2 protein-coding genes and 1 pseudogene are annotated in these 3,110 nt (G+C 72.7%); all 3 read right to left on the bottom strand.

Going from position 1 to position 3,110, the window contains the following annotated elements:
- Positions 1–182 (bottom strand): annotated as a pseudogene (locus ACFY9I_RS42255) (hypothetical protein); the annotation flags it as partial.
- A 405-nt stretch (positions 183–587) separates the two neighbouring features.
- Entirely contained in the window at positions 588–1,700 is a 1,113-nt protein-coding gene (locus tag ACFY9I_RS42250) for a DUF2637 domain-containing protein (RefSeq protein ID WP_391012795.1), read from the bottom strand.
- Positions 1,700–3,110: FtsK/SpoIIIE domain-containing protein (locus tag ACFY9I_RS42245; protein ID WP_391012792.1), on the bottom strand; the 1,411-nt coding region annotated here is incomplete at its 5' end. The genes ACFY9I_RS42245 and ACFY9I_RS42250, both read right to left, overlap by 1 nt.

Here is a 3,110-nt window from a genome sequence, read left to right as displayed (position 1 = left end):
GCGGGGTAAACAGTGTTCACTACTTCCCACGCCGCACCGCCGTGGGGGGCGGGGGTCGAGTCGTCCGCGCGGCCGGGGGAGGGGCTGGTGGGGGTGGCCGGGGTCGTCTTGGAACGCGCGGCCCGGCGGCGTGCACGACCCGCCTCGCGGGCCGTGGCGTGCGCCTGGAGCAGGCGCGCCATGGGGGTGTCGTCGCCTCGTGTGGCCGACTCGACACCGGAACCAGCCCGTGGGGGTGGTGCGGTGTCGGTGGTCGTGCGTACTCTGTTCAATGAATTGGCTCTCTCTACTCAGCAGGTTGGGCGAGCGTTCGAGAGGTCCGGGGTTAGGCTCCCGGGCCTCTCTTCTTTTGGCGGCGAGGGATTATGCCCCACCGGCCGGACCTCTGGTGACGGACTGAACGCTCAGGGGTTAGGCGGCCCCTGTCAGCCGTCCCGCGATCTTGTGCGTGCTCACAATACCCACAGGGTTCAGGCTGACAATACCCGCCGCGCGGAATGTTTCCGTCTCGGGACAGCACAACGGCCCCGCCGCGGCGGGGCCGTTCCTGCATCGGGGGGGGCCGCCGGCCGTCGGCGGCCCCCGGACTACGCGGCCGCCAGCTCCTTGCAGCGGGAGGCGACCCAGCCGGTCGACCAGCCGGTGCGGTCCGCGATCTGCCGCTGTGTGGCGCCCGTGCTCAGCATCTCCGCGAGCACCCGCCGGGCCTCGCCTTCGAGCATCCGCTTGCTCACGCGGGCCTCACCGGGCCCCGTTGCGGTGCTCACGGGCTGGCGGTCGTGAGCACCGCCAGCAGTTCCGTGAGCACCGTGAGCGGCCTCGGCGCTCACGGGCTGGCGGCCGTGAGCAACGCGACGCTGCCCGGTGCTCACGGCCGCCCGCTCCTTCGCCTCGCGGGCCTTGCGCTCCTGCTCGGCCACCCTCGCCATGCGCTCCCGCTCCAGAGTCGCCAGGCGCATACGCTCCGCCCTCTCCTCGGCCTCCAGGCGCTCGCGCTCGCGGCGCTCCTCCCGCTCGGCCTGCTCCCGGGCCAGAGTCGCCGAGTGCTCACGCTCGGCGCGACGCTCGGCGGCCTCGGCCTCCAGGCGCTCACGCTCGCGGCGCTCCTCGGCCTCCAGGCGCTCACGCTCCAGCCGCTCGGCGCGGTCCTGCTCACGCTCGCGCTCCTCGCGCTCACGGTCCTGGCGCTCACGCTGCTCGCGCTCACGGCGCTCACGCTCGGCCCGCTGCTCGCGCTCACGGCGCTCACGCTCGGCGGTCTCCGTAGCCTGAATCCGGGCGAGGGCCGACGTGATCGCCCGGCGGTAGGCAAGGCCGGCCTCCGCCGTGACGATGAGCAGGACAGGTGCGACCAGGTGGACGCCGACGCCTACCAGGTCCCCGGCGAGCGCCGAGTCACCGACGTTCAACGCGATCGTCATGAGGCCGGTCAACCACCGGAGGATCACTGGCCAGGCACCAGCGTGCCCGTCGAGACGGGCAACGGTGGCGTCGAGGCGCACCACGATGACGACGGCCGCATCCACCACCAGAGGCAGGATGGGGGCTGTCCATGCCCAGCCGTCCGGGGTCACGCGCTCCACGAGGGGCGTGACCGTCAGGACGCTGAACAGCACGGCGCCGAATGTGATCGCCCACGTGCCGATAGACAGCGTGCGCTCAGCCGCGGTGATCTGCTGGGGGGTCATTTTGCTGAGCATCAGGCCGTCTCCATCTCCGTGTTCGCGCTGGTCGTCAGGGTGCCGTTCTGGCCCCTGGAGATCTCTCCGCTGCCGATCAGCGCCTTTACCTCGCGGCTCACCGTCCCCTTGTTGATCCCGGTCGCCTCGGCCACGGCCGTGACCGAGGCAGCACCGGCAGCGATAGCGACAATCACGCGATCCCGGTTCGTCTGCGGGGCCTCCGCCCGGGGGGCCGGCGGGGACAGCGGCGCATCGGCACTGGGCGGCCGCACCAGGTGCAGCGCGGGCCGGGCAGGCGACGCCGAGGACGGAACGGGCTCCGGTACCTGCCGCTCCAGGCCAGTACGGCTCCAGGGCCGGCGGGGCGGGAGCCCTGTCACCAGGGCATCGTCCGAGGCGTCCCACGTGGCCACCGGCGACTGCTCCTCGTTGCGGCCGGTACCCCGGACGTAGGCCAGGCCGGGGCCGGGGAGCATGTGGTTCTGCCACCCCTTGCCCATCACCTGCCGGGTCTCGGACTCACCGGCCGTACGCAGCGTCACACGCACGTCCATGTTTCCGATGATCTGGGATGGGATGCCCTCCCCGACCGTGGGCTTCTGCGTGCACCACAGCAGGTCGACCAGCCGGGACCGGCCCTGACGGGTCATCTGCTCCAGACCGGCGATGATCGGCGTTTTCTTGGAGTCCATCGCGATCAGGTCCGCGCCCTCGTCGACCAGGACCACGAGCCGGGGCCGGGCCTCGGTCGCGCGCCAGGTCGCGATCTGGCGTTCGCGCATCAGGTCGCGGCGGGCCAGCATCTCCGCGACCACCTCGGCCACCAGCTCCGAGATGTCCTCGGGGTCGATGGCCTCGCGGGCGCAGTGCCGCCACAGGCCGGACTCCTCGCCCTTGGCGTCGATGTAGAGCACCGCCGACAGCGGGTCGAGGGCGTACGGCGCGAGGATCGAGCGCAGCAGCACCGACTTGCCCGCGCCGGACGTGCCCGCGATCAGCTTCCGGCCGTGGGGGAGGGTCACCACCTCGCCCGTGCCGGTGTCCAGGCCGATGCCCTGCCGCTCCGGGGTCCAGAGCAGCGACGTGCCGTCCACGGCGGTCCGGGTGCCGAGCGTGAGCACCGCCCAGCCGCCCCGGTCCCCGTCGGTCACCCGCAGGCGGAGGGCTGTCCGGCAGCCGAGCAGCGCCCTGATGTGCGACTCGGCCGCCGCGAGCTTCGCCACGTCCCACTGCCCGTCCAGGCGCACGGCCACGGTGATGCCCGCGCCGCCGAGCTGCGGCGTACCGGTGACCGTGCCGGACAGGCCACGGGCGGGCGCGTGCTCCACCCAGTACGCCGGGTCAAGCCGCTCCATGAGCTGGCGCTCCTCGGTCGTCATCGAGGTGTCCTCGGTGACGCCGACCGCCGACCGCCGGCCGAGCCACAGG

It is taken from the genome of Streptomyces sp. NPDC012510, from assembly GCF_042955065.1.
Classification (GTDB): Bacteria; Actinomycetota; Actinomycetes; order Streptomycetales; family Streptomycetaceae; genus Streptomyces.
This window is presented reverse-complemented; position numbering and strand designations above follow the sequence as displayed.